25 protein-coding genes are annotated in these 24,969 nt (G+C 72.4%); 17 read left to right on the forward strand and 8 right to left on the reverse strand.

Annotated elements, in window-relative coordinates:
- The first annotated feature begins 143 nt into the window (after nt 1-143).
- The 12 genes from ACFYYJ_RS32005 to ACFYYJ_RS32060 all read left to right on the forward strand — a co-directional run bounded on the left by ACFYYJ_RS32005 (nt 144) and on the right by ACFYYJ_RS32060 (nt 12,644).
- Nucleotides 144-455 (forward strand): (2Fe-2S)-binding protein, encoded by a 312-nt coding sequence (locus tag ACFYYJ_RS32005; RefSeq protein ID WP_385359025.1) that lies wholly within the window; start codon nt 144-146, stop codon nt 453-455.
- On the forward strand, nt 436-1,851 hold the full coding sequence (locus tag ACFYYJ_RS32010) for an NAD(P)/FAD-dependent oxidoreductase (RefSeq protein WP_389137577.1): 1,416 nt from the start codon (nt 436-438) through the stop codon (nt 1,849-1,851). Before ACFYYJ_RS32005 ends, ACFYYJ_RS32010 begins: the two co-directional genes overlap by 20 nt.
- A 76-nt stretch (nt 1,852-1,927) precedes the next feature.
- Nucleotides 1,928-2,851, forward strand: coding sequence for a dihydrodipicolinate synthase family protein (locus tag ACFYYJ_RS32015; RefSeq protein WP_385359030.1), 924 nt, complete (start codon nt 1,928-1,930; stop codon nt 2,849-2,851).
- Nucleotides 2,852-2,867: 16 nt separating this feature from the next.
- Nucleotides 2,868-3,872, forward strand: a complete 1,005-nt coding sequence (locus tag ACFYYJ_RS32020; protein WP_385125526.1) for a proline racemase family protein — start codon at nt 2,868-2,870, stop codon at nt 3,870-3,872.
- Nucleotides 3,869-4,888, forward strand: a complete 1,020-nt coding sequence (locus ACFYYJ_RS32025) for a proline racemase family protein (protein WP_385125524.1) — start codon at nt 3,869-3,871, stop codon at nt 4,886-4,888. Before ACFYYJ_RS32020 ends, ACFYYJ_RS32025 begins: the two co-directional genes overlap by 4 nt.
- 35 nt (nt 4,889-4,923) lie before the next feature.
- A complete protein-coding gene (locus tag ACFYYJ_RS32030) occupies nt 4,924-5,844 on the forward strand; it encodes an ornithine cyclodeaminase family protein (protein ID WP_385359073.1) in 921 nt (306 codons plus the stop codon).
- A gap of 56 nt (nt 5,845-5,900) precedes the next feature.
- A complete protein-coding gene (locus tag ACFYYJ_RS32035; RefSeq protein WP_385125523.1) occupies nt 5,901-6,617 on the forward strand; it encodes a GntR family transcriptional regulator in 717 nt (238 codons plus the stop codon).
- 184 nt (nt 6,618-6,801) lie between these two features.
- On the forward strand, nt 6,802-8,544 hold the full coding sequence (locus ACFYYJ_RS32040) for an ABC transporter substrate-binding protein (protein ID WP_385359032.1): 1,743 nt from the start codon (nt 6,802-6,804) through the stop codon (nt 8,542-8,544).
- 20 nt (nt 8,545-8,564) lie between these two features.
- Nucleotides 8,565-9,614, forward strand: coding sequence for an ABC transporter permease (locus tag ACFYYJ_RS32045; RefSeq protein ID WP_389137581.1), 1,050 nt, complete (start codon nt 8,565-8,567; stop codon nt 9,612-9,614).
- Nucleotides 9,611-10,597: an ABC transporter permease gene (locus tag ACFYYJ_RS32050; protein WP_384744098.1), complete on the forward strand. Its 987-nt coding sequence runs from the start codon at nt 9,611-9,613 to the stop codon at nt 10,595-10,597. The genes ACFYYJ_RS32045 and ACFYYJ_RS32050 overlap by 4 nt, the downstream gene beginning before the upstream one ends.
- Entirely contained in the window at nt 10,597-11,625 is a 1,029-nt protein-coding gene (locus ACFYYJ_RS32055; protein ID WP_385125519.1) for an ABC transporter ATP-binding protein, read from the forward strand. The genes ACFYYJ_RS32050 and ACFYYJ_RS32055 overlap by 1 nt, the downstream gene beginning before the upstream one ends.
- The gene (locus ACFYYJ_RS32060; protein WP_389137584.1) at nt 11,622-12,644 is read left to right on the forward strand and encodes an ABC transporter ATP-binding protein; all 1,023 of its coding nucleotides are present in this window, start codon (nt 11,622-11,624) and stop codon (nt 12,642-12,644) included. The genes ACFYYJ_RS32055 and ACFYYJ_RS32060 overlap by 4 nt, the downstream gene beginning before the upstream one ends.
- A 74-nt stretch (nt 12,645-12,718) precedes the next feature.
- On the opposite strand, the gene ACFYYJ_RS32065 is transcribed toward ACFYYJ_RS32060, so the two are convergent.
- Complete coding sequence (locus ACFYYJ_RS32065; RefSeq protein WP_389137586.1) at nt 12,719-14,779, reverse strand: prolyl oligopeptidase family serine peptidase; 2,061 nt, start codon at nt 14,777-14,779, stop codon at nt 12,719-12,721.
- 193 nt (nt 14,780-14,972) lie between these two features.
- Here ACFYYJ_RS32065 and ACFYYJ_RS32070 point away from each other — a divergent pair, with 193 nt between their 5' ends.
- Nucleotides 14,973-16,448: an MFS transporter gene (locus ACFYYJ_RS32070; protein ID WP_385359076.1), complete on the forward strand. Its 1,476-nt coding sequence runs from the start codon at nt 14,973-14,975 to the stop codon at nt 16,446-16,448.
- Between the two features lie 3 nt (nt 16,449-16,451).
- Here the strand turns inward: ACFYYJ_RS32070 and ACFYYJ_RS32075 are convergent, their stop codons facing one another.
- The 4 genes from ACFYYJ_RS32075 to ACFYYJ_RS32090 form a co-directional block, all read right to left on the reverse strand.
- On the reverse strand, nt 16,452-16,976 hold the full coding sequence (locus ACFYYJ_RS32075; RefSeq protein ID WP_389137588.1) for a hypothetical protein: 525 nt from the start codon (nt 16,974-16,976) through the stop codon (nt 16,452-16,454).
- Between the two features lie 48 nt (nt 16,977-17,024).
- Nucleotides 17,025-18,416 (reverse strand): cytochrome P450, encoded by a 1,392-nt coding sequence (locus tag ACFYYJ_RS32080; protein ID WP_389137590.1) that lies wholly within the window; start codon nt 18,414-18,416, stop codon nt 17,025-17,027.
- Between the two features lie 98 nt (nt 18,417-18,514).
- Nucleotides 18,515-18,910 (reverse strand): hypothetical protein, encoded by a 396-nt coding sequence (locus tag ACFYYJ_RS32085; RefSeq protein ID WP_385359045.1) that lies wholly within the window; start codon nt 18,908-18,910, stop codon nt 18,515-18,517.
- A gap of 141 nt (nt 18,911-19,051) precedes the next feature.
- A complete protein-coding gene (locus ACFYYJ_RS32090; RefSeq protein WP_389137592.1) occupies nt 19,052-19,543 on the reverse strand; it encodes a hypothetical protein in 492 nt (163 codons plus the stop codon).
- Nucleotides 19,544-19,874: 331 nt separating this feature from the next.
- On the opposite strand from ACFYYJ_RS32090, the gene ACFYYJ_RS32095 reads away from it, so the two are divergent.
- The gene (locus ACFYYJ_RS32095) at nt 19,875-20,795 is read left to right on the forward strand and encodes a tyrosine-protein phosphatase (protein ID WP_389137594.1); all 921 of its coding nucleotides are present in this window, start codon (nt 19,875-19,877) and stop codon (nt 20,793-20,795) included.
- 89 nt (nt 20,796-20,884) lie between these two features.
- On the opposite strand, the gene ACFYYJ_RS32100 is transcribed toward ACFYYJ_RS32095, so the two are convergent.
- From ACFYYJ_RS32100 to ACFYYJ_RS32110, 3 genes are all read right to left on the reverse strand, one after another.
- Nucleotides 20,885-21,133: a hypothetical protein gene (locus ACFYYJ_RS32100; protein ID WP_385359054.1), complete on the reverse strand. Its 249-nt coding sequence runs from the start codon at nt 21,131-21,133 to the stop codon at nt 20,885-20,887.
- Between the two features lie 204 nt (nt 21,134-21,337).
- A complete protein-coding gene (locus ACFYYJ_RS32105) occupies nt 21,338-22,867 on the reverse strand; it encodes a helix-turn-helix domain-containing protein (RefSeq protein WP_385359056.1) in 1,530 nt (509 codons plus the stop codon).
- Nucleotides 22,868-22,924: 57 nt separating this feature from the next.
- A complete protein-coding gene (locus ACFYYJ_RS32110; protein WP_389137597.1) occupies nt 22,925-23,407 on the reverse strand; it encodes a MarR family winged helix-turn-helix transcriptional regulator in 483 nt (160 codons plus the stop codon).
- 97 nt (nt 23,408-23,504) lie between these two features.
- Between ACFYYJ_RS32110 and ACFYYJ_RS32115 the strand changes: the two genes are divergently transcribed.
- From ACFYYJ_RS32115 to ACFYYJ_RS32125, 3 genes are all read left to right on the forward strand, one after another.
- Nucleotides 23,505-24,374, forward strand: a complete 870-nt coding sequence (locus ACFYYJ_RS32115; protein ID WP_389137599.1) for a haloalkane dehalogenase — start codon at nt 23,505-23,507, stop codon at nt 24,372-24,374.
- A gap of 154 nt (nt 24,375-24,528) precedes the next feature.
- Nucleotides 24,529-24,729 carry a hypothetical protein gene (locus tag ACFYYJ_RS32120; RefSeq protein WP_389137601.1) on the forward strand — a complete coding sequence of 67 codons (201 nt, stop codon included), beginning with the start codon at nt 24,529-24,531 and terminating at the stop codon, nt 24,727-24,729.
- A gap of 18 nt (nt 24,730-24,747) precedes the next feature.
- Nucleotides 24,748-24,906 (forward strand): hypothetical protein, encoded by a 159-nt coding sequence (locus ACFYYJ_RS32125; RefSeq protein ID WP_389137603.1) that lies wholly within the window; start codon nt 24,748-24,750, stop codon nt 24,904-24,906.
- The last annotated feature ends 63 nt before the right edge of the window (nt 24,907-24,969 follow it).

Consider the following 24,969-nt stretch of genomic DNA (forward strand, 5'->3'; position numbering starts at 1 on the left):
CCTGGGCGGGCTGATCAGACCCGGGGCGCCGCCCCGGACCCCGCTCCTCGAGCGCCGGAGGGGCTGGATTCCCCCTGGCCAGGGGGAACGCCCCACCCTGCCGAGCCCCCGGCACGGGACACCGCCCTGAGGAGGACCCCCTGATGCGCAGCCCCCGCTCACTGGTCGGCGGCACCCCTTCGGCCGCCTACACCATCGGCTTCGACGGCAGGGAACTCCCCGCGCAGGAGGGTCAGTCCATTGCCGCCGTGCTGTGGGCGGCCGGGATCCTCGCCTGGCGGACCACCCGCGAGACCGGCGCCCCGCGCGGCGCGTTCTGCGGGATCGGCAGCTGCTACGACTGCCTCGTCACCGTCAACGGCCGCCCGAACCAACGCGCCTGCCTCGTCCCCGCACGAGCGGGCGACACCGTCACCACCCAGGAGGGAACCGGCCATGCCGACCTCGCCGTCTGAGACGGAGCACCGGGCCGACCTCGCCGTCGTCGGGGCCGGGCCCGCCGGGCTCGCGGCCGCCGTGACCGCCGCCGGGCTCGGGCTGCGGGTCGCGCTCCTCGACGCGGGGGAGCAGCCCGGCGGGCAGTACTACCGCCACCCCGCGCCCGGGCTGGGCGCCGCCCGCCCCGAGGCCCTGCACCACGGCTGGGCCGCCTTCGCCCGCCGTGAAGCCGCCCTGCGCGCCCATGCCGAGGCCGGGCGGATCACGTACCTCCCGCAGCACCACGTGTGGACGGTCGTCCCCGGCGAGGGTGCCACGGAGTGGGTCCTGCACGCCGTGGCGGGGTCCGAGGAGCGGGCCGCAGGCGTGCGGGCCGCCGCCGTGCTGCTCGCCACCGGTGCCTACGAACGCCAACTGCCGTTCCCCGGCTGGACCCTTCCCGGGGTCGTCGGGGCCGGTGGCGCCCAGGCCATGCTCAAGGCCGGGCTCGTCCTCCCCGGCAAGCGCGTGGTCGTCGCCGGCAGCGGCCCGCTGCTGCTCGCCGTGGCCGGGTCGCTCTCCGCCGCCGGAGCCACCGTCCCCGCCGTGGTGGAGGCGGGCGCGTACACCGCGTACGCCGGCCACCTCCCCGCCCTGCTGCGCAACCCCGGCAAGCTCGCCGAGGCCGCGACCTTCGGCGGAGCCCTCGCCCGGCACCACGTACGCCTCCTCACCCGGCACGCGGTGACCGAGGCGCACGGCACCGACCGCGTCGAGGCCGTCACCGTGGCCCGACTCGACCGGGACTGGCGTCCGCTGCCCGGCACCGCCCGCCGGATCCCGTGCGACGCCCTCGCCGTGGGCCACGGGCTCGTTCCCCAGTTGGAACTCGCCACCGGACTCGGCTGCGCCACCCGCCGGAGCCCCGACGGCACGATCGCCCTCGAACTCGACGCCGAACAGCGGACCTCCGTCCCCGGCGTCTGGTCGGCGGGGGAGACCGGCGGCATCGGCGGGGCGCAGCTCGCCCTGCTGGAGGGCGAACTGGCCGCCCACTCCATCGCCGCCGCCGGCGATCCCGCCCCCCGCCGCCTCGTCCGCGCCCGTGCCCGGCTGCGCGCCTTCGCCGACGCGATGGCCGCCGCCCACCGCCCGGGCGGTGCCTGGACCGGCTGGCTCCCCGACGACTCCGTCGTGTGCCGCTGCGAGGAGGTCCCGGCCGGCCGGATCCGCGAGGCCGTGGACGAGCTCGGCGCGCGGGACGCCCGTACCGTCAAACTCCTCACCCGGGCCGGCATGGGCTGGTGCCAGGGCCGTATGTGCGGGCCCGCCGTCGCCGCCCTCGCCGGGGAGGAGCCCGCCCCCGACCGGCGGCCGTTCTCCTGCCCGGTCCCGCTGCGCCACCTCGCCGAACTTCCCGCCACCGACGGCTGATCCGGCCCCTCCGGGGCCTTGTGGCCGCCTCACACCCACTAGTAAAATGTCACACACCACTCTAGGGAGCTCACCCATGACCCACGCGCACACCACCGCGTCCATCCCGCCCCGCACCCGCCCCTGGCACGGAATCATGGTCGCCACCGCGCTCCCCCTGCGCGAGGACCTCGGCGTCGACTACGACGCCTACGCCGAACACGTGGCCTGGCTGATCGCCAACGGCTGTGACGGCGTGGTCCCCAACGGCTCCCTCGGCGAGTACCAGACCCTCACCGACGAGGAGCGCGCCCGCGTCGTCCGTACCGCGGTCGAGGCCGCCGGCGACGGCGCCCGCGTCATGCCCGGCGTCGCCGCCTACGGCAGCGCCGAGGCCCGTCGCTGGGCCGACCAGGCCGCGGAGGCCGGGGCCGGATCCGTACTGCTCCTGCCGCCCAACGCCTTCCGCGCCGACGAGGCGACCGTACGCGCCCACTACGCCGAGGTCGCCGGCGCCGGACTGCCCGTCGTCGCGTACAACAACCCGCACGACACCAAGGTCGACCTGACCCCGGACGTGCTCGCCCGACTGCACGCCGACGGCTCCATCGTCGCCGTCAAGGAGTTCAGCGGCGACGTGCGCCGCGCCTACGAGATCGCCGAACTCGCCCCTGGCCTCGACCTCCTCATCGGCGCCGACGACGTCCTCCTCGAACTCGCCCTCGCCGGCGCGGTCGGCTGGATCGCCGGCTATCCCAACGCCCTCCCGAACTCCTGCGCCGCGCTCTACCGGGCCGCCGTCGCCGGGGACCTCGACACCGCCCTCCCGCTCTACAAGTCCCTGCACTCCCTGCTGCGCTGGGACTCCAAGACCGAGTTCGTCCAGGCCATCAAGCTCTCCATGGACCTGGCCGGCCGCCCCGGCGGCACCACCCGCCCGCCGCGCTTCCCGCTGACCGGGGAGACCGAGGCCGCCGTCCGCGCCGCCACCGAGAAGGCCCTCGCCGAGGGCCTCAACTAGCAACCCGGGGGGACCCATGCGTACGCGTCACATCTACCACGCGGTGGACTCGCACACCGAGGGCATGCCGACCCGGGTCATCACCGGGGGCGTCGGGGTGATCCCCGGCGCCACCATGGCCGAGAAGCGGCTCCACTTCATCGAGCACATGGACCACGTCCGCACCCTGCTCATGTACGAACCGCGCGGGCACTCCGCGATGAGCGGCGCGATCCTGCAGCCCCCCACCCGCCCCGACGCCGACTACGGCGTCGTGTACATCGAGGTGTCGGGCCTGCTCCCCATGTGCGGGCACGGCACCATCGGGGTCGCCACCGTCCTCGTCGAGACCGGCATGGTGCCGGTCGTCGAGCCGGTCACCACCGTCCGGCTCGACACCCCGGCCGGACTGGTGAGCGTCGACGTCCGCGTCGAGGACGGGGCGGCGACCGCCGTCACCCTCACCAACGTGCCCTCCTTCAGCGTCGGGCTCGATCTGAAGACCGAGGTCCCCGGCTTCGGCACGATCACCTACGACCTGGCCTACGGCGGCAACTTCTACGCCTTCGTCGAACTCGACGCCCTGGGACTGCCCTTCGACCGGGCCCGCAAGGACGACCTGATCGCCGCCGGCCTCGCGATCATGGAGGCGATCAACGCGGGCGACGACCGACCCGTCCACCCCGAGAACCCCTCCATCGCCGGGGTCAAGCACGTCTACCTCGCCGCCCCCGGCTCCGACGCCCACCGCTCCCGGCACGCCATGGCCATCCACCCCGGCTGGTTCGACCGCTCGCCCTGCGGGACCGGAACCAGCGCCCGCATGGCCCAACTGCACGCCCGGGGCCTGCTCGGCCTGGACACCGACTTCGTCAACGAGTCCTTCATCGGCACGGAGTTCACCGGCCGGCTCGTCGGCGAGACCACCGTCGGCGGCCTGCCCGCCGTGGTCCCCACCGTCACCGGCCGGGCCTGGATCACCGGAACCGCGCAGTACTTCCTGGACCCGACCGACCCCTTCCCCGGAGGCTTCCTCCTGTGATCACCGTCCGCACGGTGGACTACCACACCGCAGGCGAGCCCTTCCGCATCGTCGACACGTCGGCGCCGGGGATGCCCCCCGTCCCCGGCGACACCGTCGCCGAACGCTGCGCCACCGCCATCGGCCCGGGGGGCTCCGGGACCGCTCCGCGCCGGGGCTCGCTGGACGACGTACGACGGCTGCTCGTGCAGGAGCCGCGCGGGCACGCCGGGATGTACGGCGGGTTCGTCGTCCCGGCCGACGACGACGGCGCCCACTTCGGGGTGCTGTTCTGGCACAAGGACGGCTACTCCACGGCCTGCGGCCACGGCACCATGGCCCTCGGGGCGTGGGCCGTGGACACCGGCCTGGTCCCCGCCCCCGACGACGGGGACGCCCCGGTGCGCATCGACGTGCCGTCCGGCCGGGTCACCGCCACCGTGCACCGGGCCGGCGGCCGTACGACCGGGGTCACCTTCCGCAACGTCCCGGCCCGGGTGAGCGCCCGCAAGGTGCCCGTCGCCACCACCCTCGGACTCGCCGAGGTGGACATCGCGCACGCCGGGGCCTGTTACGCCTCCGTCCGCGCCCGGGACCTCGGGCTGGAGGTCACCCGGGCCGCACTGCCCGACCTGGTGCGGGCCGGCCGCGAGATCCGGGCCGCGCTGGCCACCCATCCGGCGACCTGGCACCCCGACGGCCCGCTGCTGTCCGGCGTGTACGGGGTGATCCTCCACGAGGAGCTGCCCGACACCCCGTTCGGGCCGCACCAGCGCAACGTCACCGTCTTCGCCGACGGGCAGATCGACCGCTCGCCCTGCGGCTCCGGCACCTCGACGCGGCTCGCGCTGCTCGCGGAGGACGGGCGGCTCGCGGCGGGGGAGGACCTGCTGAACGAGTCGATCACGGGCACGGTGTTCACCGGTCACGTGCTGCCCGGCGGGGTCACCGAGGTCACCGGCACCGCCTACCGCACCGGCGAACACGTCTTCACGGTCGACCCGCACGACCCCCTGGGCGCGGGGTTCCTCCTGTGAGCACGGGCGGCTTTCCGCAGCTGGGCGCGGCGGCCATGGCGGGACTCCTCACCCCGGCCGGGGCCGCCGACGCCCTGGCCGCCACCCTGCTCGGCGGCCTGGACCCGGAGGGCTGCCCGCAGCGCTCGGCGATCGCGGTGCCCGGCGGCGGCGAACTCCTGCTGATGCCCGCCGCGTCCGCCACGTACGCCGGGGTGAAGATCGCCGGGGTGGCGCCCGGGAACCCCGCCCGGGGGCTGCCCCGGATCACCGGGTCCTACCTGCTGCTGGACGGGCCGACGCTGAACCCGCTCGCCCTGCTCGACGGCGCGGCCCTCACCGCCCTGCGCACCCCGGCGGTCTCCGCCCTGGCGCTGCGGTACCTGGCGCCGGCCGGACGGCCGCTGCGGCTGGTGCTCTTCGGCTCCGGACCGCAGGCGTACGGGCACCTGGAAGCGGTCCTCGCCGTGCGGGAGTTGGCGGAGGCGGTCGTGGTCGCCCGCAACCCCGGGGGTGCGGAGCGGCTCGCCGCGCACGCCCGACGGCTCGGCCATCGGGCCCGTACCGGCACGCCGAAGGACGTGGCCGACGCCGATCTGGTCGTCTGCTGCACCACCGCCCGCGAACCCCTCTTCGACGGGAGCCTGGTCCGCCCGGGAGCCACCGTCGTCGCCGTCGGCTCCCACGAGCCGACGGCCCGGGAGACGGACACCGCGCTCGTGCGACGCGCCGCGGTGTACGTGGAGTCGCGCGCGGCCGCCCTGCGCGAGGCGGGGGACCTCCTGGTCCCGGAGGCGGAAGGGGCGATCGGGCCGGGTCACATCACCGGCACCCTCGCGGACCTGGTCGCCGGGCGGATGCCGCCCGGCGGGCCGCAGAGTTCTCCACAGCTCTTCAAGAGCGTGGGCATGGCCTGGGAGGATCTTGCCGTGGCGGTCGCGTTGTTCGAGGCCGCAGGGGCGAGCGGCGCAACGTGACATTGTACGCTGTTCCTCTGCCCATCGAGGGTGTACGGGCCATCGGAGGAAGAGCAATGGGTGACCTCAAGCAGCACAGTCTCATCAAGGCCCAGGAGCGGCTGCGCGACCAGGTCGGCCACGCCCTCCGCGCCGCGCTGATAGCGGGCGAACTGCGCCCGGGCAGCGTCTACTCGGCCCCCGGTCTCGCGGCCGAGCTCGGGGTCTCGGCCACCCCCGTGCGCGAGGCGATGCTCGACCTCGCCCGCGAGGGCCTGGTGGAACCCGTACGCAACAAGGGGTTCCGGATCACCGAGGTCAGCGAGCGCGACCTGGACCAGTACACCGAGCTGCGCACGATGATCGAGGTCCCCACCATCGGCCGGATCACGAAGACGGCCACGGTCGAGCAGCTGGAGGAGCTGCGCCCCATCGCCGAGGAGATCGTCACCAGCGCGCGCGAGCACAACCTCATCGGCTACCTGGAGGCGGACCGCCGCTTCCACCTGACCCTGCTCGGCCTCGCGGGCAACGACCGCCTCGTGGAGACGGTCGGCGACCTGCGCAAGCGGTCCCGGCTGTACGGCCTGACCGGCCTGGACGAGGCCGGCAAGCTGGTCTCCTCGGCCGAGGAGCACATCGAGCTGCTCGACCTGATGATCAGCGGTGACGCGAAGGCGGCGGAGGAGTGCATGGCCCGCCACCTCGGCCACGTCCGCTCCCTCTGGGCCCAGGGCCGCGACGAGCCGGTGGGTCGCACCCCGAGCGTCCTCGGCGGCACTGCCAAGAGCTGACCCCGGCGTCCCTCGGGGACGCCGCACGTTGGGCCCGGACCTTCTCGGTTCGGGCCCAACTGCCTTTTCAATCAAGGGATTTGGACACGGCTGGATAACGGCGGCGCCAACCCCTTGTCAGTGCAATTTCACATTACTATGTTACCGGTCACATCGTAGAGCGCGGCCCTTCACTGGAGTGACCATGACCAAGCGCACCCAACTCGCCCTCGCCACCGGCCTGGTGGCAGCACTCGCACTCGGCGCCTCGGGCTGCTCCGGCACCAAGAAGGGCTCGGCGGGTTCGGGTGCCTCCAACCCCGCCGCCGCCAACGACGGCAAGACCATCGGCGGCACCCCGGTCAAGGGCGGCACCCTCACCGTCCTGTCCAACCAGGACTTCGCCCACCTCGACCCGGCCCGCAACTGGACGATGCCGACGATGGACTTCGGCACCCGCCTGCTCTACCGCACGCTCGTCACCTTCAAGGCGGAACCCGGCAAGGCCGGCAGCGAACTGGTCCCCGACCTCGCCACCGACCTCGGGACCCCGTCCAACGGCGGCAAGACCTGGACCTTCACCCTGAAGGAGGGCCTGAAGTACGAGGACGGCTCGCCGATCAAGGCCCAGGACGTCAAGTACAACGTCGAGCGCTCCTTCGCCCCCGACCTGACCGGAGGCCCCGACTACGCCGCCCAGTACCTGGCCGGCGCCGAGGGCTACAAGGGCCCGCTCCAGGGGCAGCACCTCGACTCCGTCAAGACCCCCGACGACCGCACGATCGTCTTCGAACTGCGTCGCCCCGTCGCCGAGTTCTCCCAGACCGCCACCCTCCCCACCTTCGCGCCCGTCCCGCAGGCCCAGGAGAAGGGCACCCAGTACGACGCCCGCCCGTTCTCCTCCGGCCCGTACAAGATCGAGACGTACGACCGCGACAAGAAGCTCGTCCTCGTCCGCAACGAGCACTGGGACCCGAAGACCGACACCGTCCGCAAGGCCTACCCGGACAAGTTCGTGGTCGTCATGGGCCTCAAGGGCGGCCAGATCGACGACCGCATCATCGCCGGCGAGGGCGCCGACGCCTCGGCCGTCGAGTACGCCAACATGCGCCCCGAGAGCGCCCCCAAGGTGCTGCCCAAGCCCGAGATCAAGGGGCGGCTGCTCGCCGAGTCCCAGGGCTGTACGGTCATGCTCCACCTGAACAACTCCCGCGCCCCCTTCAACGACCCCAAGGTCCGCGAGGCCATGCAGTACGCGGTCGACAAGGAGGCCATCATCACCGCGGCCGGCGGGCCCGCCCTCAACGAGGTCGCCACCGCCTACCTGCCCCCGGCCCTCTCCGGCGGCAAGCAGGCCGACACCCTGAAGATCGCCCCGGCCGGCGACCCGGCCAAGGCCAAGGAACTCCTCAAGGCCGCCGGCAAGGAGAACCTCAAGGTCACCCTCGCGGTCTCCACCGGCGACAAGGGCCGGGCGGAGGCCATCCAGCAGGGCCTGTCCCGGGCCGGCGTCGAGGTCGTCATCGACACCGTCGACCCCGGCGCGTACTACGACGCCATCGGCGACCTCTCCACCACCCCCGACATGACGTACACCGGCTGGTGCCCCGACTACCCCTCCGGCTCCACCTGGATCCCGTTCGTCTTCGACGGGCGCACCATCAAGGACAAGGGCAACCAGGGCAACTACGCCCAGTTCCGCGACGACGCCGTCATGAAGCGGATCGACGAGATCAACGCCATGGCCGACGCTAAGCAGGCCAACCAGGCGTGGATCGACCTCGACGCCGAGATCATGAAGAAGTCCCCGTCCATCCCGATCCTCATGGAGCGCAAGCCGCTCCTCGTCGGCCCGAACATCGCGGGCGCGTACGGCCACCCCGTGTGGACCGGCACCATCGACTACGGGACGGTCGGCCTGAAGGACCCGTCGAAGAGCCAGGGCTGAGGAACCCGGAGCCCCCGCCCATGACCACCACAGCACCGGTCCCGGAAGACCGGGCGGCGCCCGACCCGTCCGGCACCCCGCTTCCCGACACGGCCCCCGCCCCGGGTACGGCCCCGGACGCTGGTACGGCCCCGGCCTCCGATGCCGCCACCGCCCGGCCCGCGGCAGCGCACGGCAGCAGCCCCTGGCAACTCGCCCGGCAGGAGCTCGGCCGACGGACCGCCGTCCGGGTCAGCCTCTGCGTCGTCCTCCTCTTCGTCCTGATGGCCCTCGCCGCACCCTGGTTGGGCGCGCTCGGCGGCTGGTCCCCCGAGGAGTTCGACAAGACCGCCATCGACCCCTACCTCGGCGGCCAGCCCCTCGGCGCCTTCGGCGGGATCGGCCCCGAACACTGGCTCGGCGTCGAACCCGTCACCGGACGCGACCTGTTCGCCCGCGTCGTCCACGGCGCGCAGGTCTCCCTCCTCATCGCCTTCGCGGCCACCGCCATCGTCGTCGTCGCCGGCACCGCCGCCGGGATCGCCGCCGGGTACTTCGGCGGCCGCACCGACACGGTCCTGTCCCGGCTCATGGACCTGACCATGTCCTTCCCGTCCCTCATCTTCATGATCGCGATGCTCTCGGTGGCCAAGGACGTCAACCGGCTCGTGCTGATGACCTCCGTCATCGGCCTCTTCGGCTGGCCCGGCGTCGCCCGGATCGTCCGCGGCCAGACCCTCTCCCTCCGCCACCGCGAGTACGTCGACGCCGCACGCGTCGGCGGCGCCGGCTCCTGGCGGATCCTGACCCGCGAGATCCTCCCGGGCGTCTCGGGCCCGGTCATCGCCTACACCACCCTGCTCATCCCCGGCATGATCAGCACCGAGGCCGCGCTCAGCTACCTCGGCGTGGGCGTGCGCCCGCCCACCCCCTCCTGGGGCCAGATGATCGCCGAGTCCGTGGCCTTCTACGAGACCGACCCCATGTACTTCGTCATCCCGAGCGTGTTCCTCTTCCTCGCCGTGCTCGCCTTCACCCTGCTCGGCGACGCCCTGCGCGACATCCTCGACCCGAGGGGCGGCCGCAGTTGATCCTCTACCTCGCCCGCCGGCTGCTCGCCCTCGTCGGAGTGCTGCTCGCGATCGCCGCCGTCACCTTCCTCATCTTCTACGTCCTGCCCTCCGACCCGGCCGCGGCCGCCTGCGGCAAGACCTGCAGCGCCGAGCGGCTGGCCGACGTCCGCGCGTACCTGGGGCTCGACCAGCCCCTGTGGCGGCAGTTCGGCGACTTCCTCACCGGGATCTTCACCGGCCGCACCCTCGGCTCCGGCCAGTACGCCGTCCAATGCGACTTCCCCTGCCTCGGCTACTCGTACGAGAACTCCCTGCCCGTCTGGGACCTGCTCATGGACCGGCTCCCGGTCTCCGCGTCCCTCGCCGTCGGCGCCGCCGCGCTCTGGCTGGTCCTCGGACTCGGCGCCGGCGTCACCGCCGCGCTGCGCAAGGACACCGCCACCGACAAGGCCCTGATGGTGGGCGCGGTCGCCGCCGCCTCCCTGCCCGTCTACTTCACCTCCGTGATGCTGATCTACGGGGTGATCCGCATCGCGGGCCTCCTGCCGTACCCCTCCTACCAGGCCTTCACCGACGACCCGCTCGCCTGGGCGACCAACCTGCTGCTGCCGTGGACCGCGCTCGCCCTGCTGTACGCGGCCATGTACGCCCGCCAGAGCCGCGGTTCGATGATCGAGGCGATGGCCGAGCCGTACATCCGCACCGCCCGCGCCAAGGGCATGCCCGAGCGCACGGTCGTCGTCAAACACGGGCTGCGCTCCGGGATGACCCCGATCCTGACCATTTTCGGAATGGACCTCGGCGGGCTGCTCGCCGGAGCCGTCATCACCGAGTCCATCTTCGGACTCCCCGGCATCGGGAGGCTGTTCTACGGAGCGCTCGTCAACTCCGACCAGCCCGTGGTCCTCGGCGTCACGCTGCTCGCCGCCTTCTTCATCGTCGTCGCCAACCTCGTCGTCGACCTCCTGTACGCCGTCATCGACCCGAGAGTGAGGTACTGATGGCAGCTCTCCTCGAAGTCCGTGATCTGAGCGTCACGTTCACCACCCCGCGCGGGACCGTGCGCGCCGTCGACTCCCTGGGGTTCACCGTCGAGGCGGGTCGCACCCTCGGGATCGTGGGCGAGTCCGGATCCGGCAAGTCCGTCACCTCCCTGGCCGTCATGGGCCTGCACCGGGGGGCCGTCGAGGTCGGCGGCTCCGTCGCGCTCGACGGACGGGAGCTGACCGGCCTGTCCGAGCGGGAGCTGTCCCGGATCCGCGGCCGCAGGATGGCCATGATCTTCCAGGACCCGCTCTCCAGCCTGCACCCCTACTACACGGTCGGCGAGCAGATCGCCGAGCACTTCCGGGTCCACTTCAAGTCCGGCCGGGCCGCCGCCCGCAAGCGGGCCGTGGACATGCTCGGCGAGGTGGGCATCCCGGAACCGGCCCGCCGGGCGGCGGAGTACCCGCACCAGTTCTCCGGCGGCATGCGCCAGCGGGCCATGATCGCCATGGCCCTGGCCTGCGAGCCCGACCTGCTGATCGCCGACGAGCCGACCACCGCCCTGGACGTCACCGTGCAGGCGCAGATCCTGGAGCTGATCGCCCGGCTCCAGCAGGAGCGCGGCCTCGGCGTCGTGATGATCACCCACGACCTGGGTGTCGTCGCACGCGTCGCCCACGAGGTGCTGGTCATGTACGGCGGCCGGGCCGCCGAACAGGCGCCGGTCGACGCCCTCTTCGCGGAACCCGCCCACCCCTACACGCGCGGCCTGCTCGACTCGCTGCCCCGCCTCGACACCGCCGACGACCTTCCGCTGCCGTCCATCCCCGGCTCCCCGCCGTCCCTGCTCGCCCCGGCGCCGGGCTGCGCCTTCGCCCCCCGCTGCGCGGTGGCGGCCGCGGCCCCGGCCGGGGACGCGGAGCGCTGCGCGGGCGAGCGGCCCGAACTGCGCCCGGGCGCCTCGTCGGACCGGCTGGCCGCCTGCCACTTCGCCGGCGCGGTGCCCGCTGCCGCCGTCCCCGCCCCGGAGGTGTCCCGATGACGGCCCAGGCCACCCGCCCCCAGTCCGCCGCGGAACGTGAGGCGCCGCCGTCCGGGCCGCTGCTGAGCGTCCGCGACCTCACCATGACCTTCCCCGGGAAGCGGTCCGTGACCGGGCGCCGGGGGGCGCCCGTGCACGCCGTCGACGGGGTCTCGTTCGACCTGGAGGCGGGTCGGACCCTCGGCCTGGTCGGCGAGTCGGGCTGCGGGAAGTCCACCACCGGGCGGATGCTCGTACGGCTGCTGGAACCCACTTCCGGCAGCGTCGAGTTCGAAGGCCGCGACATCAGCCGCCTCTCGCAGAGCGCGCTGCGGCCGATGCGGCGGCACATCCAGATGGTCTTCCAGGACCCCCACTCCTCGCTCAACCCCCGCCAGACCGTGGCCCGGATCATCTCCGACCCGCTGCTGGTCCAGGGCTGGAGCGCGGGCGACGCCCGCCGCCGCGCCGCCGAACTGATGGACCTGGTCGGCCTGATCCCCGAACACATCGACCGCTACCCGCACGAGTTCTCCGGGGGCCAGGCCCAGCGCATCGGCATCGCCCGCTCGCTGGCCACCAGCCCGCGCCTGGTCATCGCCGACGAGCCGGTCTCCGCCCTCGACGTCTCCGTCCAGGCCCAGATCGTCAACCTGATGGAGCGGCTCCGCACGGAACTGGGTCTGGCGTACGTGTTCATCGCGCACGACCTCTCGGTCGTCAAGCGGGTCAGCGACCGGGTCGCCGTCATGTACCTCGGCAGGATCGTCGAGATCGGGGACAAGCAGCCCCTGTACGAGAACCCCCAGCACCCTTACACCCGGGCGCTGTTGTCCGCCGTACCGCTGCCCGACCCGGCGGCGGAACGGCGACGGGAGCGGATCGTGCTGCTCGGCGACCCGCCGAGCCCGGCCGCCCCACCCCCGGGCTGCACCTTCCACCCGCGCTGCCCCAAGGCGCAGGAGGTCTGCCGCACCGAGCGGCCGCTGCTGCAGCTCACCGCCTCCAGGGAGGTGGCGTGTCACTTCCCCGGTGACTGACGGGGATCTTGGGGAAGGGGAGGGGCCCCGGGGACGACGACGTCCCCGGGGCCCTTCCGCGTGTCCGGAGCCGCTCAGGCCAGTTCGCGGCGGAAGAACTCCAGTTCCAGGGCCATCAGCTTCTCGCGCGTGCCGCCCGGGGTCATGTGGGTGACGCCCGGGAGGGCCAGTAGTTGGTGGGGGCGGCCCGCGTTCGTCAGGGCTTGGGACAGGCGCAGGGTGTGGGAGGGGTGGACGTTGTCGTCGGCCAGGCCCGTGGTGAGGAGCAGGGGGCGGGTCAGCTTCGGCGCGTCCGGGATCAGGGAGTCCCGTTCGTACACCTCCGGGTGCTCCTGGGGCAGGCCGAGGTAGCGCTCGGTGTACGCGGTGTCGTAGTGGCGGAAGTCGGTGGGCGCGGCCCCGGCCGCCGCCGCGTGGAAGACGTCCGGGCGGCGCAGCACCGCCATGGCCGCGAGGTAGCCGCCGTAGGACCAGCCGCGGATGCCGACCCGGCCGAGGTCGAGGTCCGGGTGCCGGGCGCCGAGTGCCCGGAGGGCGGCGACCTGGTCCTCCAGGGTCACCTCGGAGAAGCCGCGGTACATGGCGTGCGTGTGGGCGGGTGAGACGTACGCGGTCCCGCGGTTGTCGACGGTCACCACGGCGAAGCCCTGGTCGGCCCACCACTGGCGGGCCTGCCAGCGGCGCGGTTCGGAGCTGACGTCCTGCGCGCCGGGGCCGCCGTAGCTGTCCATCAGTACGGGCAGCCGCCGGCCGGGGAGATGGCCGCGGGGCAGGACCAGGGCGGTGGGGAGGCGGTGCTCGGTGACCCGTTCCAGGAGCGGGACCACCCGGTGGGGCAGCGGCGCGGACAGGTCGGCGGGGGAGAACTCCCGCCCGTCCGCGGTGCGCACGGTGCGCCGGATCCCGTCCGCGTCGGCCGAGGTCAGCAGCAGGGTCCCGGCCGAGGCGAGGACGGAGTGCACCCCGGGCCCGTCGGCGAGCGGGGTCGGCGCGCCGGTGCCGGGGTCGAGCAGCAGCACCTGCTGGTCGGCGGGATCTCCGTGGGCGGCCTCGACGAGCAGGGAGCCCCCGTGGATCCCGGCCACTCGGCGGATCTGGATCCCGTCGCCGGTGAGCAGGGCGCCGTCGACGGCGAGCGCACGGGCCGCTCCGCCCGGGGTGTCGGCGCCGGTCAGCATCCGCCCGTCGGGGAGCCGGGCCGGGGTGCCGGGGAGCAGCGGGTCCACCCAGTGGGGGTGCGCGGTGCGGGAGAGCTCCCGCGTGCGGCCGGTGGCCGGGTCGGCGGAGAGCAGCAGGACGCGCTGCTGGAGGCGGTCCTGGACGGTGAGCAGGATCTCCGACTCCGACTCCCAGCCGGCGTCGGAGACGTACGGGTAGGTCCCGGCGTCCCAGTCGAGCCGTATCCGCTCCCCGGCCGGGCCCAGCACCCACAGCTGGACGTCGGCGTTGGGCCCGCCCGCCTCGGGGTAGGCGAAGTCCTCGGGCGGCAGCTCCGGGTGGGCCGGATCGGTGAAGTGGCGCCGCTGGAGGCCGGATTCGTCGACGCGGGCGGCGAGCAGCGTGACCCCGTCCGGAGACCACCAGTGGCCCCGGGCCCTGCCCAGCTCCTCGGCGGCGGCGAACTCGGCCACGCCCCAGCGGGCCCCGTCGTCTGGGCTGACGCGGCCGCCGGGGGCGACGTACAGGGCGTCGTCGTCGCCGACGTACGCGGTGCGGGAGCCGTCGGCGTTGGGCCTCGGGTCCCAGGCGGGGCCGGCGGCCGGGATCTCCTCGGGCGCCGCGGATCCGGCCGCGCCGACCCCGTACAGCCGCCCGTACAGGGCGAAGGCGGCGCGCAGGCCGTCGCCGGAGAGCGCGTACGACCCGATGCCGGCCGCGACGAGCCGGATCCGCTCGCGCAGTCGGCGCTCGGCGGTGGGCAGGGGGCCCGGCTGCGGACACAGCTCGCGGGGGTCGGCAAGCCGGGTTTCGGTTCCGGTGGCGGTGTCGAGCACCCAGAGGCTCTCGAAGGCGTCGGTGGGACCGCCGGAGCGGAGGAACCAGAGCAGTCGACCGTCGTCCCCGAAGGAGAAGGCGCGCGGGGCTCCGTGGGTGAACCGGGCCGTGTCGGCGGAGAGCCTGAGGAAGTCGTCCATGGATGTAGTTTGACATGTGAAATGGCACAAGCCCTAGGTGTGCGGGACGCCCGTGACTAGGCCGTTCGAGTGGTGACCCCGTGGGAGCGGGCTTAGCGTCGAAAGGGTGGACGCGAACGCATCGCCGAACAACGCATCGCCGAACACCAAGGGGACCGACGGCAAGGTCCGAGGCGGCGGCAACGGACTCGCACTGTTCGTCATCGCCTCCTGCCAGCTCATGGTGGTCCTCGACATCACCATCGTGAACATCGCGCTGCCGCACATCCAGACCGCGCTCCACTTCAACACCGAGAGCCTGTCCTGGGTCGTCAACGCCTACACCCTCGCCTTCGGCGGCCTGTTGCTCCTCGGCGGCCGGACGGGCGACATCCTCGGCCGCAAACGCGTCTTCATCTCCGGCGTCCTGCTCTTCGGGCTCGCCTCCCTTCTCGGCGGACTCTCCCAGAACGAGGGCCAGTTGATGGCGGCCCGGGCCCTCCAGGGCGTCGGCGGCGCCATCGCCTCCCCGACCGCCCTCGCCCTGATCACCACCACCTTCCGCGAAGGCCCGGCCCGCAACCGGGCGTTCGGCGTGTTCGCGGGAGTCTCCGCCGCCGGCGGCGCGATCGGTCTCCTCGCGGGCGGCATCCTCGTCGAATGGCTCAACTGGCGCTGGGTGTTCTTCGTCAACGTCCCGATCGCCGTGCTGATCGCGGTGCTGGCCAGGAGGGTGATCCACGAGTCCGCGCGCCACCCCGGACACTTCGACCTCGCCGGAGCGCTGCTGTCCACCACGGGCATGGTCGCCCTCGTGTACGGCTTCATCCGGGCCTCCCAGGACGGCTGGCGCGACCCCGTCACGCTCGGCTCCTTCGGCGCCGCCGTGGTCCTGCTGACCCTCTTCATCCTCAACGAGCGCCGCTCGCCGCAGCCGATCACCCCGCTGCACATGTTCGCCGACCGCAACCGGGCCGGGACCTACGGGATCATGCTGATGCTCGCCTGCGCGATCTTCGGCATGTTCTTCTTCCTCACGCTCTTCGTGCAGATCGTGCTCGGCTTCAGCCCGCTCCAGGCCGGCCTCGCCTTCCTGCCGGTGAGCGCCATCATCGCGGTGGGCGCCGGCACGACCTCGCAACTGCTCCCGAAGTTCGGACCCAAGCCCTTCATGGTCACCGGCGCGCTGTGCACGGCGGCGGGGCTCGCCTGGCTGACGCAGATCGACATCCACTCGACGTACCTGGGCAGCATCCTCGGGCCGTTGCTCATCTTCGGTCTCGGCATGGGCCTGCAGTTCGTCTCGCTGACCCTCATGGCCCTGTCCAACGTCCCCGAACGGGAGTCGGGCGCGGCGTCCGGCCTGCTCAACTCGATGCAGCAGATCGGCGGTTCGCTCGGCCTGTCGATCCTGGTCACGGTCTTCGGTACGGCCAGTCGCAACGAGGCGCGGGAGCAGGCGCCGGCCTTCCTGCGCAGCGCCACCCCCGGACAGCTGCTCCAGTTCAAGCGCACGGGGCAGTACCCGAAACCGTGGAGCGACCAGGTGCTCACCTCGGGCATCGGCACGGCCTTCGTGGTGGCGGCCGTGTTCACCCTGGTCGGCGCACTGATCGCGCTGCTCGTCATCCAGGTCCGCCCCTCGGACCTGGCGCGGCTCCAGGGCAACCACACGCCGACGAGCGCATAAGCCCTAGGGTTGCAGGAGCGCCCGGAGTCGGACCGCGTCCGCCCGGGTGTTCATCCGCAGCGACAGCCAGGACCCGTCCGCGAAGAGCAGGTCCACCCGGGCCGGACGGCGCAGCAGCGGGGGCAGCGGACGCAGGGCGCAGGCGGCGGACCGGCTCTCCCGGGCCGGGTCGCCGCGACCCCAGGGCGGCCGGACGGTGATCTTGCCCGGGGTCGCGGTGAACGTGCCGCGCGGGCCCCGGGTCTCGGCATGCCAGCGCGTCCAGTGGAAGCAGTGCAGGGCCAGCGCGAGCCGGCCGGCCTCGCTGCCCCAGCCGCCGTGCAGGGCCGGACCGTGGAAGAGCCGCCCGATCAACCGGGCGGCCCGTTCGAAGGGATCGAGGAGGGCGGCCACCGCGTCGGCGAGGTCGTCGGGCAGCGCCTTCAGGAACCGGATGAGGAAGAAGTCGCCGATCCGGCGCGGCAGCGGTGCCGGGGCCGGCGACCCGGGCAGCAGTGCACACGCGGGCCGCCGTACATAAGTGGACAAACGCCCTGGAATCTCCTCGTCCATCCGGCCATGATGGCCGGGCGCCCCTCAGCCTTCCAAGCTCCTGACCCGGCAGCGCGTCGGGCCCTGCGTGATCAGGGTGATGCCCGCGCTGACCGGGACGTCGGTGTCCACGGCCTCGAACTCGTACGCCCGCAGGATCATGGCCAGCGCGATCACCGACTCCAGCATCGAGAAGTGCTGCCCGATGCAGGCGCGCGGACCGCCCCCGAAGGGGAACCAGGCGTAGCGCGGACGCTCCGCCTCCGCCTCCGGGGTGAAGCGCTCGGGGTCGAAACGCTCCGGATCCGGCCAGTAGTCGGGGTGGCGGTGCGTCACCCACGGCGCGAGGATCACGTTCGCGCCGGCGGGGATGGTGTGCTCCCCGATCTCGGTGGCGGCGACGGCGTTGCGGCCGATGACCGGAGCGGCCGGATAGAGCCGCATGGCCTCCTTGAGCACCTGGGTGAGGTACGGGAGCCGGTCCAGGTCGGCCGCCTCCGGCGTACGGTCGCCGAGGACCCGGGTGATCTCCTCGCGGGCCCGCCGCTGCTGCTCGGGGTGCCGGGCCAGCAGGTGGAGGGTGAAGGCGAGGGAGGTCGCGGTGGTCTCGTGCCCGGCCAGCAGGAAGATCAGCACCTGGTCGCGCAGCTCGGAGGCGTCGAACTCCCCGTCGTCCGAACTCTTGGCGGCGGCGAGCAGACTCAGCAGGTCCTTGGCCCCGCCCTCCTCCGCGTCCGCGCCGCCCCGCCGTCCGGAGATGATCTCGTCGCAGACCCCGTACAACTCGTCCATCGCCGCGGCCGCCCGCCGGTTGCCCGGGCTGGGCCAGGCGCGCGGGATGTTGACGGGGGAGTAGCCGCGGCGCAGCACGTAGTCGGTGATGACCGGAAAACACCGGTCGACGACGTCGACGGTGGCCTCGACGTCGGTGCCGAAGAGGATCCTCGCGACCGCGCGCAGGGCGAGGTGCATCATCTCCTCCGACACGTCGACGACCCCGTCGGCGACTTCCTTCCACGCGTCGATCACCGACGCGGTCTCGGCGGCGACGGCGCCGGCGTAACCGTCCACCCGCCGCTTGGTGAAGAGCGGTTGGACCAGTCGGCGCTGGCGCAGGTAGTCCTCGTCCTGGCTGGTCAGCAGCCCGTTGCCGAAGGACTCGCGGATCTCCTGGTAGAAGGGGTTGTCCTTGCGGAAGTTGGCCGACTGCGCGGCGAGCACCTGCTGGGCGCCCTCCGCCGAGAACACGCAGTGCAACTCGGCGCGCAGCCCGGGTGGGCCGACGCTGACCCGTACGACGTCACCGTGCTCGCGCTGCGCCCGCAGGTAGGTGCCCAACGCATCCGTCTTCAGATCGAAGAGCGACCCGACCACGGGCACCCCCGCGAGCAGCGGGATCTCCCGCCCCGCCGCCGCCTCCGTCGTACTCACTGCCATGGCCGCCCCCTCGTCCTTGATGACGCCCCGATTCTGCCGTTCCCCCACCGCGCATGGCGAGTGCCGCCTTCCGTGTGGCCGAATACCGGCCAAGGCCCTTACTTCCCACCAAGCGCACCGCGCGCGATCTCCCCGATCTCGGCCTCCACGGCGGTGAGTTCGTCCTCCCGCCCCATGAGCTCCAACTGCTCCCGGTAGCGCCGCAGCGCGCCGACGAGCACGTCCTCCCAGCCCGCCTCCAGCCCGCACATCCGCCGCGCGGCGGCGACGCCTTCGGCCCGCAGGGCCAGCGCCGTCTCCGGCTGGTGGGCGAACTCCAAACGGCTGTACTCGTACAGGGCCGGCGCCAGCAGGGGCAGGTACGCGAGCGGACTGACCTCGGCGAGGGTTCGGTAGGCGGCGATCTGGTGCCGGATCGGCAGCGTCCCGGACCCGAGGAGGGCGACGCGGGCTCGAAGGACCTCGTGGTGGTTGATGTTCCCCGTGTGATTCATGACGCCGATTCTGAAAGCCGCAAGGGGGGTCGCACCAGGGCAAACGACTATGCCGTTCGTCCTACGAAAAACCCCTCTGACCTGTCATGATTGATACGTCATCACCCCTCGGCCCGGCAGAGGTTCACCCGGCCACGCGGATCAGTAGCCCCAGCGCTGGCCCACGCTGCTGTCGTGACGGCAGTAGATCGTGCGGCCGTTGGCATCGCGGCCGGACGTACCGACATCGGCCTTCCGGCATATCTGGCCCGCCTTGTAGCAGTTCCCGGCGTTGGAACGGGGATAGCAGTCGGAGGACGCCTGGGTGGGCTCGGGCGGGGGCGCCTGGGTACGGGTTCGGGTGGGGGCCGCGGGCGCGGGGGCCGGGGCGGCCTTGGTGGCGGCCGGGGCCTCGGTGGTGGGCGGCGGGGGCGGCGGCGTCGTGGTGGGAGCGGCGCTCGGGGTGGCGCTCGGACTCGGACTCGGACTCGACGTCGGGGTGGGGCTGCTGTTCGCGGTAGCGGTGGCGCTGGTGCTCGGGGTGCTCGCGGGGGTGGCCGGGTCGCAGGCGGTGAGCGACAGGACGGCGGCGAGGACGGTGAGGGCGCCGATGCAACGCTTCTTCACGGTCGTCATCTGACGGGTACTGGTCAATGAAGGTCCCTGGGTGTGACGGTGCCACGGAGCTGAACCTGGTGGGGGAGGCCGTGCTAGGCGCCGGGAAATGACGCCCTTCGTGCACATTCTGAGACGTCAACGGCATTTAGTCATAAGAATGTTGAAACTCCGTCAATCTTTTGAGGGCCCCCGTTGCGTGCGGGGCGACTCGGGCGAGCCTCGGCAGCCGGCGCCGCAAGCCGGTGTGGCATGGATTGCCATATCCGATATGCTGACTGTTCGTCAGTTGATCACCGGAGCAACATCTTCAGATCTGAGGATCCACGGGCTACCGTCCCCGCCCTCAGCTCCAGGAAGGAACATCCGAGTGAGATCCATTTCCCGTGCCGTCGGCGCGTCCGCCGTCGCCCTGGCCCTCGCCGCCACCGTCGCGCCGGTGGCCGCCCACGCCGCGATCACCGCACCCGCGCGGGCCGTGTCGGGCGCCGGTGTCGGCGCCCCCGGCCGCGTCCTGTCCGTCCCCGGGCTCGTCAACGCCCGTGACCTCGGCGGCTACACCACGTACGACGGCAAGACCACCAAGTGGGGCACCGTCTACCGCACCGAGACCCTTTCCAAGCTCACCTCCGACGGGGTCAACGCCGTCGGCGCGCTCGGTCTCGGGAAGGTCGTCGACCTGCGCACCGCCACGGAGATCTCCGTCGACGGTACCGACAGGCTCCCGGCCGGCGCGACCTCGGTGGCCCGCCCCGTCGACGACACCTCGCTCTTCGCCTTCATCGGCGGTGTGGTCCGCTCCAAGGACCCCGCCTACCAGCAGGCGCAGCTCGGCAACGGAGCCGCGGAGGAGCGGATGCGCACCCTCTACAAGGGCTTCGTCACCAACCCCGCCAACCGGGCCGCGCTCGGCGCCGCGATCAAGGACGTCGCCGACTCGACGAAGCCGATCGCGTTCCACTGCTCGGCGGGCAAGGACCGCACCGGCGTCCTCGCGGACACGATCCTGCGCGCCGTCGGCGTCCCCGCGTCCACCTCGGAACAGGACTACCTCCTCTCCAACAGCCTGCGGGCCGCGTCCGACAAGGCCCTGCGCGACCAGGTGAAGGCGGCCGGGTACATGCAGAACCCGGACCTGCTGATCCCGCTCCAGGAGGTCCGCGGCGACTACCTCGCCGCGTTCCGGGACCAGGCCGTGGCCGACTACGGCAGCTTCGGCGCCTTCCTGACCGACGGCCTCGGCCTGAGCGCGTCGGACCTCCTCAAGCTGCGCTCGCGCACCGTCTCCTGACCCGCGCGACGACGAAGCCCCCGCCCCGGCTGCGCGCCGGGGCGGGGGCCTCGCTCTCTTCTACCCGTACCCCTCGTGCCGGAGGCCGGTCAGTTGCCGCCGGCGCCCGAGTGGTCGATGACGTTGCCGTTGGAGCAGTTGTTCTTGTGGTTCCCGGTCCAGTCGCTCAGGGCGGGGACCACGGCGAGTTCCTGGATGCAGACGTCGGCGGCCGTGAAGTTCCAGTTGTTGGCGGCGTTGACCCCACTGCCGAAGTTGGAGTCGTTGTCCGCGTGGGCGGGGGCCGCGAGGCCGACGCCGGCGAGGGTGAGCGCGGTGATGGCGATGATCTTCTTCATGGTCTGAGGAACGATCCTGCCGGTTCCCGGACACGCGGGACCGGTCGCGAGGCGACCCGGCCCGGCAGCGGGCGCCGGCTCCCGAGCCATCGTGCCGGGACACCGCGGTCGTCGAGCACGCCGAAGGACCCGCCCCCGTTGTGGTGGGGTGGCGGGTCCTCGAACGAGCCTGTGCCCCGGTCGGGTTCCGGGGCGTCGGGCTTCCTAGATGTCGCGGAAGATCTCGATCTGGGCGCCCACCGAGTTGAGGCGTTCCGCCAGTTCCTCGTAGCCGCGGTTGATCACGTAGACGTTGCGGAGCACCGAGGTGCCCTCGGCCGCCATCATCGCCAGGAGGACGACCACCGCCGGGCGCAGGGCCGGGGGGCACATCATCTCGGCCGCGCGCCAGCGGGTCGGGCCCTCGACCAGGACGCGGTGGGGGTCCAGGAGTTGGAGGCGGCCGCCCAGGCGGTTCAGGTCCGTGAGGTAGATGGCGCGGTTGTCGTACACCCAGTCGTGGATGAGGGTCTGGCCCTGCGCCACGGCGGCGATGGCCGCGAAGAACGGGACGTTGTCGATGTTCAGCCCGGGGAACGGCATCGGGTGGATCTTGTCGATCGGGGCTTCGAGCTTCGACGGGCGGACCGTGAGGTCGACCAGGCGGGTGCGGCCGTTGTCCGCCGTGTACTCCGCCGAGCGGTCGTGGTCCAGGCCCATCTCCTCCAGGACCGCGAGCTCGATCTCCATGAACTCGATCGGGACCCGGCGGATGGTGAGTTCGGACTCGGTGACGACGGCCGCGGCCAGCAGGCTCATCGCCTCGACCGGGTCCTCGGAGGGGGAGTAGTCCACGTCCACGTCGATGTTCGGGACGCCGTGGACCGTGAGGGTGGTCGTGCCGATGCCCTCGACCTCGACGCCCAGCGCCTCCAGGAAGAAGCACAGGTCCTGGACCATGTAGTTGGACGAGGCGTTGCGGATGACGGTGACGCCGTCGTGGCGGGCCGCGGCCAGCAGCGCGTTCTCGGTGACCGTGTCCCCGCGCTCGGTCAGGACGATCGGGCGGTCGGGGCTGACGCCGGGCTCGACCTTGGCGTGGTAGATGCCCTCGGTCGCGGTGATGTCCAGGCCGAAGCGGCGCAGGGCGATCATGTGGGGCTCGATGGTGCGGGTGCCGAGGTCGCAGCCGCCGGCGTACGGCAGGCGGAAGCTGTCCAGCCGGTGGAGCAGGGGGCCGAGGAACATGATGATGCTGCGGGTGCGGACGGCCGCGTCGGCGTCGATGGCGTCCATGTCGAGGCGGACCGGCGGGACGATCTCCAGGTCCACGCCGTCGTTGATCCAGCGGGTGCGGACTCCGATGGAGTTCAGGACCTCCAGGAGGCGGTAGACCTCCTCGATGCGGGCCACGCGACGCAGCACCGTACGGCCCTTGTTGAGCAGCGAGGCGCACAGCAGGGCGACGCACGCGTTCTTGCTCGTCTTGACGTCGATGGCGCCGGACAGGCGGCGCCCGCCGACGACCCTCAGGTGCATCGGGCCGGCGTAACCGAGGGACACGATCTCGCTGTCGAGGGCCTCGCCGATCCGGGCGATCATCTCAAGGCTGATGTTCTGGTTGCCGCGCTCGATCCGGTTCACGGCGCTCTGGCTGGTGCCCAGGGCGTCTGCGAGTTGACTCTGCGTCCAGCCACGGTGTTGCCGGGCGTCACGGATGAGCTTGCCGATGCGTACGAGGTAATCGTCTGCCATGGGTGCACCGTATCTCAGATATGAGATGTTGATCGCGACGGGTGTGGCATTTGGGTGTTATTGACTGTCAGGTCCCATAGTGGGGCCGCTCGTGGCGTGATGCTCGACGAGGCGGCCGAGCAGTCGGACGAGCTGTTCCCGGTCGTGGGCGGACAGGGGGGAGAGGAACTCCTCCTGGGTGGCGTCGAGCACGTGCTCCAGCTTGCGGAGCCGGCGCCGGCCGAGCGGCGTGAGGGTGATGACGTTGCGCCGCCGGTCCGCCGGGTCGGGGGTCCGTTCCACCAGTTCGCGCCCGGCCAGCTCGTTGAGGACGCCGACGAGGTCGCTGGTGTGGATGCCGGTGCGGGCGCTCAGCGCCGCCTGGCTCACCGGCCCGGAATCCTCCAGTGCGACCAGTGCCGCGTAATGCCATTTGTGCGCGTCCGCCTTGCCGAGGCCTTCCGTCACCAGGCGCTGCGCGTGGGTCGAGGCCTGGGCGAGCAGTCGACTGGGGAGCTCCCGCAGGCGTGCCGGGACGGCCTCGTTCTCGTGCGTGGTCATGGGGCGATGGTAGCCCTTGCGTTGGTGGCACCAACGGTTTACATTCGTTCGTGTCACCAACGTTAGTCGCCCGAACGAATAGTGGAAGGGGCCTCCCATGCCCACGATCGACGTGCTCGACTCGACGATGTACTACGAGGAAGCGGGCCACACCGAAGGCGTTCCGTTCGTCTTCCTGCACGGCAACCCCACCTCCTCCCACCTGTGGCGCGGCGTGCTGCCCCGGATCGAGGGGCCGGTCCGCGTCCTCGCTCCGGACCTCATCGGCATGGGCCGCTCCGGCAAGCCCGGCGGGGAGTACCGCTTCGAGGACCACGCCCGTTACCTGGACGCCTGGTTCGAGGCCCTCGGACTGGACCGGGTCGTCCTGATCGGCCAGGACTGGGGCGGGGCGCTCGCCTTCGATTGGGCCACCCGGCATCCCGACCGGGTCCTCGGGGTCGCCTTCATGGAGACGATCCTGCGGCCGATGGGCTGGGACGAGTACTCGCCCGAGGGGCGCGCCCGGTTCGAGGCGATACGTACCCCGGGCGTGGGGGAGGAGATGGTGCTGGAGCGCAACCTCTTCATCGAGGACAGCATCGGCAGGACGATGATGCACGCCCTGAGCGAGGCCGACCACGCCGTCTACGCCGCCCCCTACCCGACCCCCGAGAGCCGGATCCCGATGCTCCGCTGGGCCCGCTCCCTGCCGATCGACGGCGATCCGGCGGACGTGGTCGCCGTGGTCGAGCGGTACGACGCCTGGCTGGCCGCCAGTCCGGAGGTGCCCAAGCTGCTCCTCACCTTCGACGGCGGGCCCGTGCTGATGGTCGGCCCCGAACACATCGCGTGGTGCGAGGAGAACATCTCGGCGCTGGAGACCGAGTACTGCGGGCGGGCCGCCCACCTCTGCCCGGAGGACCGGCCCGAGGAGATCGCCGCCGCGGTCAACTCCTGGGCGAAGCGGCACGACCTCCTCGGCTGAGGGGTACACGGGGCCGACGGGGCCCGCTACCGGGCCGGGCCCCGCGCCACGCCCCCGCCCCACCGGCGCCCGGCAGAGCTCCCGTTCGTGCCGCCCGGCCGGGGCGTCCGCCATGGCCGTGACCCCGGACGACGAAATCCGTACGATGACCCGCGTGCCAGGACCCACCATCGCCGACATCGCTCGCGCCGCGGAGGTCTCCCCGCGGGGCGGCCCGGCGCTGCGGTCCCTGCGGGATGCCGTCTGTGCCCCGTGCGATCCGGGCGGCGGCCAGGTGCGGGCCGCCGTCGCGCGCCACGGGATCCGCATACCCGCGGACCTCCTGCCGGTCCGCGCGAGCGAGGATCCGGCGTAGGCGGAGGGCGATCCGCCCGTGATCGCCGTCACCCTCGACCCGGACCGGACCGGCGCACTCGCGATGTCGGCGCTGGTCGCACTGGTGGAGTCCGGGCAAGCGGAAGCGACCGGTCGGCTGACCGTCCCGGCGGGCCTGAGGGTGCGCGCCTCGTCCCTGCCCCCGGACATGTACTAGAGTTATCTCGACATCGAGATATCTGCCGAAGGCGAACCGCAGCCGCCCCCGCTGGTAAGGGTT

The organism is Streptomyces sp. NPDC002467 (assembly GCF_042889825.1).
GTDB lineage: Bacteria > Actinomycetota > Actinomycetes > Streptomycetales > Streptomycetaceae > Streptomyces.